The 16303-nt window shown below is 61.5% G+C and carries 12 protein-coding genes; all 12 read left to right on the top strand.

All coding sequences use genetic code 11. The annotated features are described in order from the left end of the window. The first annotated feature begins 192 nt into the window (after positions 1-192). Entirely contained in the window at positions 193-1863 is a 1671-nt protein-coding gene (gcbA, locus tag R1A29_RS02670) for a diguanylate cyclase GcbA (RefSeq protein ID WP_085711233.1), read from the top strand. A gap of 51 nt (positions 1864-1914) precedes the next feature. Next, complete coding sequence (locus R1A29_RS02665; protein ID WP_438300582.1) at positions 1915-3861, top strand: methyl-accepting chemotaxis protein; 1947 nt, start codon at positions 1915-1917, stop codon at positions 3859-3861. Between the two features lie 174 nt (positions 3862-4035). Then, the gene (gene aroQ / locus R1A29_RS02660; RefSeq protein WP_065260261.1) at positions 4036-4491 is read left to right on the top strand and encodes a type II 3-dehydroquinate dehydratase; all 456 of its coding nucleotides are present in this window, start codon (positions 4036-4038) and stop codon (positions 4489-4491) included. 24 nt (positions 4492-4515) lie between these two features. Further along, positions 4516-4983 (top strand): acetyl-CoA carboxylase biotin carboxyl carrier protein, encoded by a 468-nt coding sequence (gene accB, locus R1A29_RS02655; RefSeq protein ID WP_432218461.1) that lies wholly within the window; start codon positions 4516-4518, stop codon positions 4981-4983. A 17-nt stretch (positions 4984-5000) separates the two neighbouring features. Beyond that, positions 5001-6359 carry an acetyl-CoA carboxylase biotin carboxylase subunit gene (gene accC / locus R1A29_RS02650; protein WP_085711231.1) on the top strand — a complete coding sequence of 453 codons (1359 nt, stop codon included), beginning with the start codon at positions 5001-5003 and terminating at the stop codon, positions 6357-6359. A 165-nt stretch (positions 6360-6524) separates the two neighbouring features. Then, positions 6525-7403, top strand: a complete 879-nt coding sequence (gene prmA / locus R1A29_RS02645; RefSeq protein ID WP_085732735.1) for a 50S ribosomal protein L11 methyltransferase — start codon at positions 6525-6527, stop codon at positions 7401-7403. 30 nt (positions 7404-7433) lie between these two features. Further along, positions 7434-8705 carry a DUF3426 domain-containing protein gene (locus tag R1A29_RS02640; protein ID WP_438300581.1) on the top strand — a complete coding sequence of 424 codons (1272 nt, stop codon included), beginning with the start codon at positions 7434-7436 and terminating at the stop codon, positions 8703-8705. 185 nt (positions 8706-8890) lie between these two features. Beyond that, positions 8891-9901 carry a tRNA dihydrouridine synthase DusB gene (gene dusB, locus R1A29_RS02635; RefSeq protein WP_085711228.1) on the top strand — a complete coding sequence of 337 codons (1011 nt, stop codon included), beginning with the start codon at positions 8891-8893 and terminating at the stop codon, positions 9899-9901. Next, a complete protein-coding gene (fis, locus tag R1A29_RS02630; protein ID WP_003186237.1) occupies positions 9898-10218 on the top strand; it encodes a DNA-binding transcriptional regulator Fis in 321 nt (106 codons plus the stop codon). The genes dusB and fis overlap by 4 nt, the downstream gene beginning before the upstream one ends. An 82-nt stretch (positions 10219-10300) precedes the next feature. Continuing rightward, positions 10301-11908 (top strand): bifunctional phosphoribosylaminoimidazolecarboxamide formyltransferase/IMP cyclohydrolase, encoded by a 1608-nt coding sequence (purH, locus tag R1A29_RS02625; protein WP_438300580.1) that lies wholly within the window; start codon positions 10301-10303, stop codon positions 11906-11908. Between the two features lie 189 nt (positions 11909-12097). Beyond that, entirely contained in the window at positions 12098-13390 is a 1293-nt protein-coding gene (purD, locus tag R1A29_RS02620; protein WP_438300579.1) for a phosphoribosylamine--glycine ligase, read from the top strand. A gap of 102 nt (positions 13391-13492) precedes the next feature. Next, positions 13493-16270, top strand: a complete 2778-nt coding sequence (locus R1A29_RS02615; RefSeq protein ID WP_438300578.1) for a response regulator — start codon at positions 13493-13495, stop codon at positions 16268-16270. Positions 16271-16303 lie beyond the last annotated feature (33 nt).

Here is a 16303-nt window from a genome sequence, read left to right as displayed (position 1 = left end):
TGCGGATTGCCACGCGACGCCCTGTTCACGGGGGTGTTCCCGACGAGCGGGTTCGAATTGAAACCCAATGGTCACAAACTGAATGGTGACGCACCGCAGATTATTGACGTACGACACTCATGTAACCGGAAAGAGGTGCTAGCATAGAGCCACCAGTCGATCTCAGCATGCACCCTAACTAGTAGTCAGGATATGACCGAGCCAGAAGACCCCAGCCGTGAGCGCCTCAAGCACCACTTTGCCCAGCGGGTAATTCATCAGGCACGTCAGATTCTTGAGATATGGCAGCGCCTGCAACGCAGTGAGTGGTCCACTGCCGACCTCGCCGAACTGAGCGAGGCCAATTTGCGCCTGCTGCGTTTTGCCGAGCGCTTCGAACAGCCCGAGCACACCCAACTGGCTCACCACATCAGCCAGTCGCTGGAAGCGGTGGATGCCAATCGCGGGCGCCTGAGCAGCGGCCTGATCACCGACCTCAACCGTTTGATGCAGCGCTTGTCGCGCACTGGCCTGCGCCATGGCGATCAGCTCGACCAGACCTTTTTGCCGCCCCTGCGCAAACCGATCTACGTGATGCTTCAGGATCACGACCGCGCCGAGCGACTGGCCAAACAACTGGAATTTTTCGGTCTCAGCGCCCAGGCGCTGGACAGTGTGTCGGCGTTTCGCTCGTCGATGGTCGAGCGTCTGCCGGCCGCCATCGTCATGGACGTGGACTTCAGCGGCGCCGGCGTCGGCCTGAAACTGGCGGCCGAGGCCCAGCAGGGTCTGGAAGAACCGTTGCCACTGCTGTTCTTCAGCCTGCACGAAACCGACACCCCGACCCGCCTCGCCGCCGTGCGCGCCGGCGGTCAGGAGTTCCTCACCGGCACCCTCGAAGCCTCGAGCCTGCTGGAGAAAATCGAAGTCCTGACCTGCGTCGCCCAGTACGAACCTTATAAAGTGCTGATCATTGACGACTCCCGCGCCCAGGCGATGCACACCGAGCGCCTGCTCAACAGCGCCGGGATTGTCACCCGCACACTGATCGAACCGATTCAGGCGATGGCCGAGCTGGCGGATTTCCAGCCGGACCTGATCATCCTCGACATGTACATGCCGGCCTGCACCGGCACCGAGCTGGCCAAGGTCATCCGTCACAACGACCGCTACGTCAGCGTGCCGATCATTTATCTGTCGGCCGAAGACGATCTGGACAAGCAGCTCGACGCCATGAGCGAGGGCGGCGACGACTTCCTGACCAAGCCGATCAAGCCGCGCCACCTGATCACCACGGTGCGCAATCGCGCGGCACGCGCGCGCAATCTCAAGGCACGGATGGTCCGCGACAGTCTCACCGGCCTGTACAACCACACGCACATTCTTCAGTTGCTTGAAGACTGCTCATTCCGCGCCCGCCGCGAAAACAAGCCGCTGAGTTTTGCGATGCTCGACATTGACCACTTCAAACGGGTCAATGACAGCCACGGCCATCCCATGGGCGACCGGGTGATCAAGAGCCTGGCGCTGTTCCTCAAGCAACGACTGCGCAAGACCGATTTCATCGGCCGTTATGGCGGCGAAGAATTCGCCATCGTCATGCCTGACACCGATATAGAAGCGGCGCACAAAGTGCTCGACGAAATCCGCCAGCGCTTCGCCGAAATTCATTACCCGGCCCAGCCGCAGGATCTGTGGTGCACGTTCAGCGCCGGGGTGGTGGAAATGCACGACGACTCCGACAGTCTGATGATGGCCAGCCAGGCCGACGAGGCGCTGTACCGCGCCAAGGGTGAAGGCCGCAATCGGGTGCAGACCGCGCGGGACTCAAAGCAAAGTGCCACTTTTTCACCGGAATCCACCGATTCGGTCATAACCCTGTAACAGAACCGCAATAAATTCAGGCGCTTACCATTACTGCCGTTGGTAGCCGTCATGCGCCTGAAGTTGCTCACCAATCTCAACACGCTGTTGCTGGTCGCCGTCTGCGTGGCCCTCGGCGCCACGCTGTGGTGGTCGCAGAAAGCCCTCGAACGCCCGTATCTGTTGATGGAGCGCTACCTCGGGCTGTCCCAGCAATTTCAGAATGAAGTCGCGCGCAACGTCGAAGACTATCTCGGCAGTGGCGATGCCCTGCGCCTGAGCAGTGCCAGCCAGGCCATCGACAGCCTGCAGAAAGAACTCGGCGAGCTGCCACCGGCGCTGGCCGAAACGCTGCGCCCGAGCCTGTCGGGCCTCGAAGAATTCAGCAAGACCGACCTCCTCGCCGCCGGCAAACTGGCCGGTGATCCGCAAGCCTTGCTGTTGCAGGCCGAACGGGAACTGAGTGCCAGCCTCGATCAGCTCAGCACTTATGCCGGCGGCAACGTGGCGTACCTGACACCGTTGCTCGCCGCGTCTCAGCATTTGGGCAAGCTGTCGCTGGCCCGGGACAAACTGGTCAGCAGCGGGCGCAGCGAGCTGGCCGCCGATGTCGAGCGCGAAGTCACCAACATCCGCACCCAGGCCCAGGCAATCGACGCCCTGCCCTTGCTCGGCGTGGTCGCCAGCAGCGAATCCGGCAGCGACGATTTCGCCTCGATGATGGGTATCGAAAGCACTGAAAAGGCAGTCGCCGAAGACGCGGGCGTAGGCCTCAAACGCGACCTCAACAGTTTGCTCAATCGCTACCCGGCAGAACTGGCCCGCACCCGCGACCAGATTCAGAAACGCACCGACCTCAGCACCGCCACCCACCAGAAAATCGCTGCCGTGCAACAAGCCATCGCCGGACTCGAACCAGTGGTACGCGCCCAACACGGCCAGATCCAGAGCGAAGTGCGCCTGATGCAAGGCGTGATGATCGGCCTGATCCTGCTGATCGCCCTGCTGATCGATACCTTGCAGCGACGCCTGGCCCGTACCCTGACCAACCTCGCCCCTGCGCTATCGACCTGGGCCGAAGGTGACTTCAGCCGTGACATTCATCTGGGCAAGACCAACCGCGAACTGCACGACATCGAAGCCTCGCTCAATCGTCTGCGTGCCTACCTGGTGGATCTGGTCGGGACCATTCGCGGCAATGCCGAACAGGTAGCGGGCAGCAGCCGCACCCTGGCGGAACTGAGCAACGACTTGCACAGCGGCGCCGAGCATCAGGCCGGCGATACCGCACTGATCCGTGACTCTCTCAGCGAACTGGAAGCAACCATCCAGCAAGTGGCCGGCGACGCGCGCCAGGCTGCGGACGCCAGCCGTCACGCGGGACTGGCTGTCGAACATGGGCAAAAAGTCATCGGCCAGAGCCTCACCGGCCTGCATGCGCTGGTCGGCGAAGTGCAAGGCAATGCTCAGATGATCGAGCATCTGGCGGAAGAGTCGGCGACCATCGGCGGCGTACTGACGGTGATCCGCTCAATTGCCGACCAGACCAACCTGCTGGCACTCAACGCGGCGATCGAAGCCGCCCGCGCTGGGGAAATGGGCCGTGGTTTTGCAGTGGTGGCCGAAGAAGTCCGCTCACTGGCGCAACGTACCGCCGGCGCCACCGCAGAAATCCAGACCTTGATCGCCGGCCTGCAAACCGCCGCCCGACAATCGGTCGAAGGCATGCGCGCTCAGGTTGAACACGCCGAAGCCACGGCCAATCAGGCGCAATCGGCGGACGGTGCGCTGGACAAGATTGTCGGCGCAATCCAGACCATTTCCGACACGGCAGTGCGCATTGCCGATGTCACCGCGCAGCAAAGTGGCGCGGTCAGCGAAATCCGCGATCACAGCGAACGGATTCACCAATTGGGTGGGGATAACCTGCTGCGCATCGGTGAAGGACGCGAACAGGGGGAGAATCTGCTGGTATTGGGCGGGCAACTGCATACAGCGGTGCAGGCCTTCCGCGTCTGATCGCGATTGTGCCGGGTTTGGCGGCGTGAATGACCGGATCTGATCACTCAGTCACATATTTCGCGCAAACATCGGAGATCGTGCTGGCTATTGCAGAGAACTGGACAGTCACAAAGTCTTTGCGGCATAGTCGCCGGGTTCTGACGAGGCTCACCCATAACAAGGAACACGCAGATGGCAACGCTACTGGTGCTGCACGGCCCCAACCTGAACCTGCTCGGCACCCGGGAACCCGGGACCTACGGGTCGACCACCCTGGCGCAGATCAATCAGGATCTGGAACGCCGCGCCCGCGAAGCCGGCCATCATCTGCTGCACCTGCAAAGCAATGCCGAGTACGAATTGATCGACCGTATCCATGCCGCGCGCAGCGAAGGCGTGGACTTCATTCTTATCAATCCGGCAGCTTTTACGCACACAAGTGTCGCATTACGTGACGCGCTGCTGGGAGTGAGCATCCCATTCATCGAAGTGCATTTGTCCAACGTGCACAAACGCGAACCTTTCCGCCATCACTCTTACTTCTCCGACGTAGCGGTGGGAGTGATCTGCGGCCTTGGCGCCAGCGGTTACCGACTGGCCCTGGAGGCTGCACTAGAGCAGCTTGAACAACAAGCTATACGCCCCTGACCGACCCTTGGGAGTTGATGATTCATGGATATCCGTAAAGTTAAGAAACTGATCGAATTGCTGGAAGAGTCCGGCATCGACGAGCTCGAGATCAAGGAAGGCGAAGAGTCCGTACGCATCAGCCGCCACAGCAAGACCCCGGCGCAGCAGTACTACGCTCCGGCTCCGATGCAGGCTCCGGCCGCTGCACCTGCCGCCGCTGCCGCTCCGGTTGCTGCCGCAGCCGCTCCTGCTGCCGCTGCTGCTCCAGCGCTGAACGGCACCGTTGCCCGTTCGCCGATGGTCGGCACCTTCTACCGCAAGTCTTCGCCAACCTCGCCAGCTTTCGTTGAAGTCGGCCAGACCGTGAAGAAAGGCGACACCCTGTGCATCGTCGAAGCCATGAAGATGATGAACCACATCGAAGCTGAAACCAGCGGTGTGATCGAATCCATCCTCGTCGAAGACGGCCAGCCGGTTGAGTACGACCAACCGCTGTTCACCATCGTTTGAACTGCGGAGAGCCTTTGATGACTGCGAAGTTGGAAAAAGTTCTGATCGCTAACCGCGGTGAGATCGCCCTGCGGATTCTGCGTGCCTGCAAAGAGATGGGCATCAAGACCGTCGCCGTTTACTCCAAGGCCGACAAAGAGCTGATGCACCTGGGTCTGGCAGACGAATCCGTCTGCATCGGCCCGGCTTCTGCCGCGCACTCCTACCTGCACATCCCGGCAATCATCGCGGCCGCTGAAGTGACTGGCGCTACCGCCATCCACCCAGGCTACGGTTTCCTCGCGGAAAACGCAGACTTTGCCGAGCAGGTCGAGAACTCCGGCTTCGCTTTCATCGGCCCGAAAGCCGAGACCATTCGCCTGATGGGCGACAAGGTATCGGCCAAGCACGCGATGATCGAAGCGGGCGTGCCAACCGTTCCAGGCTCTGACGGCCCGCTGCCGGAAGACGAAGAAACGGCGCTGCGCATCGGTCGCGAAGTCGGCTACCCGGTGATCATCAAGGCCGCCGGCGGCGGTGGTGGTCGCGGCATGCGCGTGGTGCACAAGGAAGAAGACCTGATCGCCTCGGCCAAACTGACCCGCTCCGAAGCTGGCGCGGCGTTCGGCAACCCGATGGTCTATCTGGAAAAATTCCTGACCAACCCGCGTCACGTCGAAGTGCAGGTACTGTCCGACGGCCAGGGCAACGCCATCCATCTGGGTGACCGTGACTGCTCGCTGCAGCGCCGCCACCAGAAAGTTCTCGAAGAAGCGCCGGCACCGGGCATCGACGAGAACGCGCGCAAGGAAGTCCTCGCTCGCTGCGTCAAGGCGTGCATCGACATCGGCTACCGTGGCGCCGGCACCTTCGAGTTCCTGTACGAGAACGGTCGTTTCTACTTCATCGAAATGAACACCCGTGTTCAGGTGGAGCACCCGGTTTCGGAAATGGTCACCGGTATCGACATCGTCAAGGAGATGCTCAGCATCGCCGCTGGCAACAAGCTGTCGTTCACTCAGGATGACGTGGTTATCCGCGGTCACTCGCTGGAGTGCCGGATCAACGCTGAAGATCCAAAGACCTTCATGCCGAGCCCGGGTACGGTCAAGCATTTCCACGCTCCAGGCGGCAACGGCGTTCGCGTCGATTCGCACCTGTACAGCGGTTATGCGGTTCCGCCGAACTACGACTCGCTGATCGGCAAACTGATCACTTACGGCGCCACCCGCGACGAAGCCATGGCACGCATGCGCAACGCTCTGGACGAAATCGTGGTTGACGGGATCAAGACCAACATCCCGCTGCACCGTGATCTGACCCGCGACGAAGGCTTCTGCAAAGGGGGCGTGAACATTCACTACCTCGAGCACAAGCTGGCTGGCGACAAGCACTAAGCTCAAGCCCGCACATGACAAGGCCGCCTTCGGGCGGCTTTGTTGTTTCTGCAGGTTTCATCTGCTCACACATTCCCCGCTCCCACAAAACCGTCGCGCTCGCGTAAACTTGCGCGCTTCTCGCAGCCGCCAGGCTGCAATCAATCTTTTTCACAGGTGCCCGCCATGCCTTGGCTGCAAGTCCGTCTCGCCATCAGCCCAGAACAAGCCGAAACCTACGAAGACGCTTTCCTTGAAGTGGGCGCCGTTTCGGTGACCTTCATGGACGCCGAAGATCAGCCGATCTTCGAACCGGAACTCAATACTACCCCGCTGTGGGCGCACACCCACCTGCTGGCCCTGTTCGAGGGCGGCACCGAAGCCGCCCCGGTACTCGCCCATCTGGAACTGCTGACCGGCAGCCCGCTACCCGAGCATCACAGCGAAGTCATCGAAGACCAGGACTGGGAACGCAGCTGGATGGACGGTTTCCAGCCGATGCAATTCGGCCAGCGCCTGTGGATCGTGCCGAGCTGGCACGCCGCGCCGCAACCTGACGCGGTCAACCTGCTGCTGGATCCGGGCCTGGCCTTCGGTACCGGCACCCACCCGACCACCGCCCTGTGCCTGGAATGGCTGGACGGCCAGGATCTGAAAGACTGCAACGTGCTGGACTTCGGCTGCGGCTCGGGGATTCTGGCCATTGCCGCCCTGCTTCTCGGCGCGAAAGAAGCGGTCGGCACCGACATCGACGTGCAGGCGCTTGAAGCTTCCCGCGACAACGCCGGTCGCAACGGCATTGCCGACGAGCTGTTCCCGCTGTATCTGCCGGAAGATCTGCCACAGGTCAAAGCCGATGTGCTGGTGGCCAACATTCTGGCCGGCCCGCTGGTCTCCCTGGCACCGCAACTGTCTGGGCTGGTCAAGTCCGGCGGCCGTCTGGCGCTGTCCGGGATCCTTGCCGAACAGGGCGAAGAAGTCGCCGCCGCCTACGCGCAGGACTTCGATCTTGACCCGATCGCCAATCGTGATGGCTGGGTGCGCATCACTGGCCGTCGGCGCTAGAATGACCGCCTGTTCAATCCGGATCGCCGCATGACCGACAGCTTCGTCACCCAGTGCCCGCATTGCCAAACCAGTTTCCGCGTCAGCCACACTCAGTTGAGCGTGGCCCGCGGGGTGGTTCGTTGCGGCTCCTGCCTGCAAGTGTTCAACGCCGCCAAACAGCTGCTTGAACAACGCGCAGGCAAGGAAGCTGTCACGCCGGTGGCGCCAGCCATTGTCGAACCGGCACCGGTTATCGAAGCGCCGGTCGTCGCCAGACAACCCGAGCCAATCGAACCGCCCGAGCCTCGCGCCATCAGCCAAAAGCAGTGGAGCGCCGCCGAGCTCGATCTTGACAGCCTTGATCTGGACGAAGAACTGGCCCGCCTCGAGCAGCGGGAAATCCAGCCGACCACCGAATTCGGCCGTGCACGCGAGGAATCCCTCAGTGCTCGCCGCGATAGCCATGAACCGGAAGACGAGCCGTGGTCAGGCAGCCTGTTCAGCGAACCGGCGGACGAGCGGACCATCGAGCCTGAGCACACAGCCGAAACGGTCGACTTCGAACCGGCAAAACCGGAACGCACCGAGCCTTCGCTGTCGCTGGAACCGGTAGACCTCGACGACGAGCCCCCCATTCCGCAACTGCGCCTGCACGATCCGATCGATCCTTCCGCCCGCCATGAGCGCCTGTCGGCCAGTGAAGACGTCGACGACGATCTGCCTGCAATCGAAGCTCCACGCAAAAAGCGCGAACGTGACGAACCCGGCGTGCGCGCCGAGGTTTTGCAGGACCTGACCGACGATCCGTTGCAACTGGACTGGCAAAAACGCCGTTCGCCCTGGGGCCGACGTCTGCTGTGGCTGTTGCTGGTATTGCTGGCTGCCGCCGGTCTCGCCGGCCAGTACATTGCCTATCACTTCGACGAACTGGCCCGTCAGGACCAGTACCGCCCATGGTTCCAGCAACTGTGTCCGCAAGTCGGCTGCACCGTGCCGTCCAAAGTCGATATCGCCAAGATCAAGAGCAGCAACCTGGTGGTGCGCAGCCATCCGGAATTCAGCGGTGCACTGGTGGTGGACGCGATCATTTATAACCGCGCCCCGTTCTCGCAACCGTTTCCGCTGCTGGAGTTGCGCTTTGCCGACCTCAACGGCCATCTGATCGCCAGTCGCCGATTCAAACCCGGTGAATACCTCAACGGCGATCTCGAGGGCATGGCGGAAATGCCGCCGCAGACTCCCATTCACATCGCTCTGGACATCCTCGATCCGGGACCGAAAGCGGTGAACTACAGTCTGAGTTTCCACTCCCCCGAGTGAAACACTTCAGCGCTCCAGGATTGACGGCAGTTTTCTGACTTTGCCCTGCGCGACCAAACCGCAGGCAATAACGAAATGACTGTTCAGATTTTGTTCAATTCAGCCTTTATCCAGTCATCGAGAGCGGGTATCATGCCAACCCTTTTTCGAACTCTCATGATCCGGCCCCACTTCAGGGAAGTCCTATGTCGGCGGTACGCATCGGCCCATATACATTGCAGAACGGCTTGATCCTCGCCCCCATGGCGGGTGTCACCGACCAGCCCTTTCGTCAGTTGTGCAAGCGATTGGGCGCAGGGCTTGTAGTCTCGGAAATGGTCACCAGCGACATGAGCCTGTGGAACACCCGCAAGTCGCGCATGCGCATGATCCACGAAGGCGATCCCGAGCCTCGCTCGGTGCAGATCGCCGGTGGCGATGCGCAGATGCTGGCGGATGCGGCCCGGGCCAACGTCGAGCTGGGCGCACAGATTATCGACATCAACATGGGTTGCCCGGCGAAGAAGGTCTGCAACAAGGCTGCCGGCTCCGCGTTGTTGAAGGATGAAGCACTGGTTACCGAGATCCTGCATGCCGTGGTGGCTGCGGTTGATGTGCCGGTAACCCTGAAGATCCGCACTGGATGGGATCGCGACAACAAGAACGGCCTGACCGTGGCGAAAATCGCCGAGCAGGCCGGGATCACGGCGCTGGCGGTGCATGGCCGCACCCGCGCCGACCTGTACACCGGCGAAGCCGAGTACGACACCATTGCCGCGATCAAGCAGGCGGTGTCGATTCCGGTCTTTGCCAACGGCGACATCGTATCGCCGGAAAAGGCCCGCTACGTGCTCGACGCGACCGGTGCCGATGGCCTGTTGATCGGCCGGGCTGCCCAGGGGCGGCCGTGGATTTTTCGTGAGATCGAACACTTCCTGCGTACCGGCGAAAAACTGCCGGCGCCGGAGCTGTCCGAGGTGGAACGCATTCTGCTTGAGCATCTGGCTGCCCTCCACGCCTTTTATGGGGACGTGATGGGCGTACGCATTGCCCGAAAGCATGTGGGCTGGTATCTCGCAACCTTGCCGGGCGCCAAGGAGTTCCGCGCCCGTTTCAATCGTTTGGATGGTACGGAAACACAATGCGCCAACGTTCGGGAGTTCTTCGCCGAACGTTACAAGAGCCTGACAGGGGACGGAGAAGGGGTGGCCGCATGACGATGATGACCGAGACTTTAGTGAGTGGAACAACACCCGTGAGCGACAACGTGAATTTGAAACAGCACCTCAATACCCCGAGCGAAGAAGGCCAGACCCTTCGCGGGAGTGTCGAGAAGGCGCTGCACAATTATTTCGCCCACCTTGAGGGCGCAGCCGTCACGGACGTGTACAACCTGGTGCTCTCCGAAGTCGAGGCTCCCCTGCTCGAAAGCGTGATGAACTACGTCAAGGGTAACCAGACCAAGGCCAGCGAGCTGCTCGGACTCAACCGCGGCACGCTGCGCAAGAAACTCAAGCAGTACGATCTGCTGTAAGCATTCAATCCAACCAGAAAGGCGCCCGCGTAAAACCGGTCGCCTTTTTTGCTGACTTCCCTTGCTTTTGATGGAAATTGAGATGACCGACCAGACTACCCGCCTGCCGATCCGCCGCGCCTTGATCAGTGTTTCCGACAAGACCGGGATCCTCGAATTCGCCAGGGAGCTGGAAGCCCTGGGCGTGGAAATCCTTTCCACCGGCGGGACCTTCAAACTGCTGCAGGACAACGGCGTGGCCGCAGTGGAAGTCGCGGATTACACCGGTTTCGCAGAAATGATGGACGGTCGGGTGAAAACCCTGCACCCGAAAATCCACGGCGGGATCCTCGGTCGTCGCGGTATCGATGACGCGATCATGAACGAGCACGGCATCAAGCCGATCGATCTGGTAGCCGTCAACCTGTACCCGTTCGAAGCCACCATCAGCAAGCCAGGCTGCGACCTGCCGACCGCCATCGAGAACATCGACATCGGCGGCCCGACCATGGTCCGTTCGGCGGCGAAAAACCACAAAGACGTGGCCATCGTGGTGAATGCCGGCGATTACGCCAACGTCCTGGAAAACCTCAAGGCCGGCGGCCTGACCTACGCTCAGCGTTTCGACCTGATGCTCAAGGCGTTCGAACACACCGCTGCCTACGACGGCATGATCGCCAACTACATGGGCACCGTGAACCAGACTGCCGAAACCCTGAGCACTGAAGGTCGCAGCGAATTCCCGCGCACCTTCAACAGCCAGTTCATCAAGGCCCAGGAAATGCGCTACGGCGAGAACCCGCACCAGAGCGCGGCGTTCTACGTTGAGGCCAAGCCTGCCGAAGTCGGCATCGCCACCGCGACCCAGCTGCAAGGCAAAGAGCTGTCGTACAACAACGTGGCCGACACCGACGCCGCGCTGGAATGCGTGAAGAGCTTCGTCAAACCGGCCTGCGTGATCGTCAAGCACGCCAACCCGTGCGGCGTGGCCGTGAGCCCGGACGCCGAAGGCGGCATCCGTCAGGCCTACGAACTGGCCTACGCCACCGACACCGAATCGGCGTTCGGCGGCATCATCGCCTTCAACCGTGAACTGGATGCCGAGACCGCCAAGGCGATCGTCGAGCGTCAGTTCGTCGAAGTGATCATCGCGCCGAGCGTCAGCGAAGAAGCCCGCGCCATCGTTGCTGCCAAGGCCAATGTGCGCCTGCTGGCCTGCGGCGAGTGGTCGGCGGATCGCGTTCCGGCCTGGGACTACAAGCGCGTGAACGGCGGCCTGCTGGTCCAGAGCCGCGATATCGGCATGATCGGCGCCGACGACCTGAAAGTGGTGACCAAACGCGCCCCGACCGAACAGGAAATCAACGACCTGATCTTCGCCTGGAAAGTGGCCAAGTTCGTCAAATCCAACGCCATCGTCTACGCCAAGAACCGTCAGACCATCGGTGTCGGCGCCGGCCAGATGAGCCGCGTGAACTCGGCGCGTATTGCTGCGATCAAGGCTGAACACGCCGGTCTGCAAGTCGCAGGTTCCGTAATGGCATCCGACGCGTTCTTCCCGTTCCGCGACGGCCTGGACAATGCGGCCAAGGTCGGTATCACTGCGGTGATCCAGCCGGGTGGTTCGATGCGTGATGCTGAAGTGATTGCTGCTGCTGATGAAGCCGGTATCGCCATGGTGTTCACCGGAATGCGTCATTTCCGCCACTAATCAGACAACGGCCGCACTGAAGCCGGCATCTGCTGCGTTGGAGCCGACCTCGATGATGCTCATTGCCAAAAGGCAACTCCGCTCACCGAGGTCGACTCCGCCTTGCATCTACCGACTTCATTGCGACCTCCTGGAGCGTGAAGCGCTTCAGGTTCTAAAACAGAATTAGCGTCATCCGAGGTTTTTGAAATGAATGTTTTGATTATTGGCAGCGGTGGCCGCGAACACGCCCTGGCCTGGAAAGTGGCTCAGGATCCGCGTGTGCAGAAGGTTTTCGTCGCCCCGGGCAACGCCGGCACCGCGATTGAAGCCAAGTGCGAAAACGTCGCCATCGATGTGCTGGCTCTCGAGCAACTGGCTGACTTCGCCGAGAAGAACGTCTCCCTGACCATCGTCGGCCCGGAAGTACCGCTGGTTGCCGGCGTCGTCGATCTGTTCCGCTCCCGTGGCCTGGACTGCTTCGGCCCGACCGCTGGTGCTGCGCAGCTGGAAGGCTCGAAAGCCTTCACCAAGGATTTTCTGGCGCGCCACAAGATTCCGACCGCCGACTACCAGAACTTCACCGAGATCGAGCCGGCCCTGGCCTATCTGCGTGAAAAAGGCGCGCCGATCGTGATCAAGGCCGACGGCCTGGCCGCCGGCAAAGGCGTGATCGTCGCCATGACCCTGGCCGAAGCCGAAGACGCCGTGCGCGACATGCTCGCCGGCAACGCCTTCGGCGACGCCGGTTCCCGCGTCGTGATCGAAGAGTTCCTCGATGGCGAAGAAGCCAGCTTCATTGTCATGGTCGACGGCAAGAACGTCCTGCCGATGGCCACCAGCCAGGACCACAAACGCGTCGGCGACGGCGACAGCGGCCCGAACACCGGCGGCATGGGTGCCTACTCCCCGGCTCCGGTGGTCACTGCCGATGTGCACCAGCGCGTGATGGATCAAGTAATCTGGCCGACCGTGCGCGGCATGGCCGAGGAAGGCAACGTCTACACCGGTTTCCTGTACGCCGGTCTGATGATCGACAAGGCCGGTAATCCAAAGGTCATCGAGTTCAACTGCCGTTTCGGCGATCCGGAAACCCAACCAGTGATGCTGCGTCTGCAGTCGAGCCTGGTGTTGCTGGTCGAAGCGGCCCTGGCCCAAGCCCTGGATAAAGTCGAAGCGCAGTGGGATCCACGTCCGAGCGTCGGCATCGTGCTGGCCGCCGGCGGTTACCCGGGCGATTACGCAAAGGGCGCGACGATCAACGGTCTGGACGCTGCCGCGAGCCTGGAAGGCAAGGTCTTCCATGCGGGCACCGCGCTCAAGGACGGCAACGTCGTGACCGCCGGTGGTCGGGTGCTCTGCGCTACCGCCATGGGCGCCAGCGTGGGCGCAGCCCAGGAGCAAGCCTACAAACTGGCCAAGGCTATCGACTGGGAAGGCTGCTTCTACCGCTCCGACATCGGCTACCGTGCCATTGCCCGTGAACGTGGCGAAACCCGCTAATAAGCTACGCTGTGTTTCCGGCAAGGACTCATCGCCCTTGCCGGACTGTTCCGACGCTGCGCATCGTTATATTCTGGCATCAACCTACGAAGGGATTTCGCCGTGCGCTGGCTCAGGATTGCCATAGGCTTCACCGTCACCTTGCTGACCTTGCTCTGCATGCTCCCGGCCCAGGCCGCGCAAGGCAGTGGCTGGTCGATATTGCTCGACGATCAGGGCAACCTCCAGCTGAGCGATATCCGCTCCGCCCGCTACACCAATCAATTCAGCCCCATCGAGCTTGACCGCCTCACCGCGGCCGAACCCGATGGCGCGTTATGGCTGCGCTTCAAACTGGCCCCCGGCAAGCACGAACAAGTGCTGCGAATCTTCGCCCCCGACCTGTCGCATCTGAACCTGTACGTGATGGAAGGCGAACGACTGATCGAGCAACGGGAAACCGGTACTGCCCAGGCGCAGGCCGAACGCCCCCTGCCCAGCAGCGACTTCCTGCTGCCGCTGCCACAAAGCGACAAATCCCTCGACGTCTACCTGCGGCTGGTATCCGAGCACCAGTTGCGCCCGTACATCACTCTGCAATCGGCGGTGATGGGCGCGGCCAACCACAACCAGACGCTGATCTACGGACTGCTGTTCGGCTGCCTCGGCATGCTGATCCTGCACAACCTGATCCGTTACGCCTACACCCGTTCGCGCAGCAGTCTGTGGCTGGCAGTGTGCGAAGGTCTGCTGAGTCTGAGCCTGTTGCTGCTGCTCAACCTGGCCGGCCCGTGGTTGCCGAACTGGCACGCGATCCAGACCCCCGGCGCGTATCTGGCCCTGTTGCTGACCGCCCCGTCCGGCCTGATGTTCGCCTACCGCTTCTTCGCCCCGCTCGGCGAACACCCGCTGAACAAACTGTTGCTGGGCGACATCCTGTTCATCGTGATCTGCAGCCTGCTGTTACTGTTCGTCAATACGTTGCCGCTGAACATCATCACTTACGCATTGGTGGCCCTGGCGGGCCTGAGCATGCTGCTGGTCGGGTTCTATCACTGGCAGAAAGGCTACCGCCCTGCCCGGCTGTTCGTTGCCGCGATGGTGGTTTTCAACATCGGCACGCTGATCATCCTCCCCGCATTGCTTGGACTGACCCTGGTAGCACCGCAGGGCCTGATCATGACCCTGATGGGTTTCATCTGCATCAGTGGCCTGCTGATGAGCATTGCCCTCGGAGAGCGCCAGCGCAGCATCACCGAAAGCCGTTTCAGCATCAGCCGCGACCTCGCCGCGAGCAATGCGGAGATCAACGCCAAAGCCGAATTCCTGGCCAAGATCAGCCACGAGATCCGCACTCCGATGAACGGCGTGCTGGGCATGACCGAACTGCTGCTCGGCACGCCGCTGTCGGTCAAGCAGCGAGACTATGTGCAGACTATCCATAGCGCCGGCAACGAACTGCTGACCCTGATCAACGAGATCCTCGACATCTCCCGGCTCGAGTCCGGCCAGATCGAGCTGGACGACGTGCAGTTCGATCTCAACGCGCTGATCGACGACTGCCTGAGCATCTACCGCGCCAAGGCCGAACAGCAGAACGTCGAACTGATCAGCTTCATCCAGCCGCAAGTACCACGGGTGATCAGCGGTGACCCGACCCGCTTGCGCCAGACGCTGCTGAGCCTCCTGGAAAACGCCCTGAAGAAAACCGAAGAAGGCGAAGTGCTGGTGGTTGTCGCCCTCGATGAACGCAGTGTCAAACCACGGCTGCGGATTGCCGTGCAGGACAGCGGTCAGCCAATGGATCAGGAAGAACGCGATGCGCTGATGCACGCCGAACTGCACAGCAAGCATTTCCTCTCGGCCAACCGACTGGGCGGCAATCTCGGGCTGGTGATCGCACGACAACTGATTCGCCTGATGCACGGAGAGTTCGGTATCAAGAGTGGTGGTACTCAGGGCAGCACGCTGTGGCTGACCTTGCCACTGGATCCCGATCGCCTGGAGCACCCGACCTCCGATCTCGACAGTCCTCTGCAAGGTGCGCGGGTGCTGGTGGTCGACGACAACGAAACCTGCCGCAAGGTGCTGGTGCAGCAATGCAGTGCCTGGGGCCTGAACGTCAGCGCCGTGCCGTCAGGAAAGGAAGCGCTGGCCCTGCTGCGCACCAAGGCGCATCTGCGCGACTATTTCGATGTGGTCCTGCTGGATCAGAACATGCCCGGCATGACCGGCATGCAACTGGCCGCCAAGATCAAGGAAGACCCGAGCCTGAACCACGACATTCTGCTGATCATGCTCACCGGCATCAGCAACGCGCCGAGCAAGATCATCGCGCGTAACTCGGGGATCAAACGTATCCTGGCCAAACCGGTGGCCGGCTACACCCTCAAGACCACGCTGGCCGACGAACTGAACCAGCGCAACCGGGGCCAGGCCGTATTCCAGCCACAACCGACCGGCCCGGCCACGGCCGTCAAGGTTCCGAGCGATTTCCGCATCCTCGTCGCCGAAGACAACACGATTTCCACCAAAGTGATCCGCGGCATGCTGGGCAAGCTCAACCTGCAGCCCGACACCGCCAGCAATGGCGAAGAAGCCTTGCAGGCAATGAAAGCCCAGCGCTATGACCTGGTACTGATGGACTGCGAAATGCCGATCCTCGACGGTTTTTCCGCGACCCAGCAGCTGCGGGCCTGGGAAGTCGGCAACCAACGCATCCGCACGCCGATCGTCGCCCTCACCGCGCACATCCTTGCCGAGCACAAGGAGCGCGCGCGCCAGGCCGGCATGGACGGGCACATGGCCAAACCGGTGGAACTGTCGCAACTGCGCGAATTGATCGAACACTGGGTTGCCCAGCGTGATCAACAGAACCGCGCAACAACCCAACCGTCGTAAGCCGACAGACCCGATAGCGCCTGATAGACTGCC

This window comes from Pseudomonas sp. NMS19W, from assembly GCF_051554255.1.
Lineage (GTDB): Bacteria > Pseudomonadota > Gammaproteobacteria > Pseudomonadales > Pseudomonadaceae > Aquipseudomonas > Aquipseudomonas kribbensis.
This window is presented reverse-complemented; position numbering and strand designations above follow the sequence as displayed.